The organism is Pseudoalteromonas sp. SANK 73390 (genome assembly GCF_054966645.1).
Genome location: NZ_ARPN01000133.1, coordinates 1 through 1520 on the forward strand (window position 1 = coordinate 1; position 1520 = coordinate 1520).

Here is a 1520-nt window from a genome sequence, read left to right on the forward strand (position 1 = left end):
TATACGGCTGATCTGGCTTGGGCTTACGCTGTCATAGCCGTTTGCCGCTAAAATCGACTTAGCAACTGGCACATGCATAATGCGCTTACCGTTTGCCCTAACTGATTGGTTTAACAGCGACACCATCACTTCTATAGACTCATCACTCATGCTGGTACTACCCGCATCACTGCGTTTAGCCTTGCCGCTTTCCCAACCTAGGCTTTTTAATCGGCGGTACAACGCATCCTTACTTAATCCCAGTGTTTTGCACGCTTGCTCACGTATCGTGCCTTTTTGGCCGTGGCCTGCGTTGTCTAGCTGATGCGCCCAGTATTCTAGAGAGAGTGCGTTCATTCGATCACCTCCGTGGCTTCAAAACCCATTTCAGCCAGCCACTCACCAGAGGGGCGCGCGTCGTCTAGGTCGCCATAGGTGCGGTGTATCTCGTTCCACACGCCTGCCAGTTGAGTTAGTAAAATTTTGCTGTCAGCGTAAAACGCTGATTTGGCCGCATCATAGGTTTTGTCGTCAATTTGTACGGTCTCTAGCTGCTCGCTCAGCTTCAACATTTGGTTAAACCCTTCGCGAATTTGGTTTTGGGTTTTAGCCAATGCTTCAAAAAAGTTTTTGGTTTCGCCCTTCCATTTATCCGCAGAGAATTTTTTGCTTCTTAACTTTGCATCAAGTTCAATAATCTTGTCTTCTTTCTCCGATGCCGTATTACGCGAGGCTTTGAGCATTCGCTCTGTTGCATCAAGTTCTGATTTGAGTTTGTCACTATCTTTTTTGTGCTTGGCTTTTAATTCGTCGATCAGCTCTTTTACTGCGTCTTTGTCGCCCGTTTCCACAGCTTCAGACTCAATAACGAGTGCTTGATCATCTTCGGGTAATTGGCGCAATGCGCGTAAATCTCGATAGCCCAGCTTCATTTTTTGGGCAGCTTCAAAAAACTCTTCGCCAAATTGCTGTAAGTTACGAAGCCTGTTATCAAGGTTTTGGCAATCCGTTTGCAAAATATGCTTACAACATTGCTCCCAAGTCGTAACAGTTACGACTTTTCCATTATCATCATGAAGCGTTAAACCCTTGTAGCTCTTGGTTTCCTTAATTTGCTGGGCAAGCTTTAATTCCGTAACAGTTACGAGTTTTCCCATAAAGTTGAACGCCTGAATTTGACCTAGCTGCAACAACGTATTTTGCTTAGATGCTAATTCCTCTTGCTGTTGAATTTTAAGATCAATAACTTCAGTCACATTTGAATCACTCATAATCTCACCTCAACAAACCGTAGTTATTGCGCTCTATCTGCAAATCGCTAATTGCAGTGCTGAATGAGTGGGCAACGGTGTTGCTGACTTGTACGGGCTTTTTATGCAGCCGCCAGCGGCTTTGGTTTGTGACCAAACGCTCAGCCCAGCCCGCGTGCTCTAAATTTGCTAACACTCGGTGCATATCAGAGGGGGTACAATTTAGCTCTACAGCCATTTTGCCAGCCTCAACACCGTTTATCTCATGCCCACATAGCAGCTCAATGGTGG

Annotated in this window: 2 protein-coding genes and 1 pseudogene; all 3 read right to left on the reverse strand. The window is 45.7% G+C overall.

The annotated features are described in order from the left end of the window. Nucleotides 1–336 (reverse strand): annotated as a pseudogene (locus SANK73390_RS18310) (hypothetical protein); the annotation flags it as partial. Next, nucleotides 333–1250 carry a hypothetical protein gene (locus tag SANK73390_RS18315; RefSeq protein WP_462767845.1) on the reverse strand — a complete coding sequence of 306 codons (918 nt, stop codon included), beginning with the start codon at nucleotides 1248–1250 and terminating at the stop codon, nucleotides 333–335. The gene SANK73390_RS18315 and the pseudogene SANK73390_RS18310, both read right to left, overlap by 4 nt. 4 nt (nucleotides 1251–1254) lie before the next feature. Then, nucleotides 1255–1520: MarR family transcriptional regulator (locus SANK73390_RS18320; RefSeq protein ID WP_462767846.1), on the reverse strand; the 266-nt coding region annotated here is incomplete at its 5' end.

What these genes read in the sequence shown, in the direction of transcription:
- SANK73390_RS18315 (WP_462767845.1), bottom strand. Translation starts at nt 1,250, where the DNA reads ATGAGTGATTCAAATGTGACTGAAGTTATTGATCTTAAAATTCAACAG.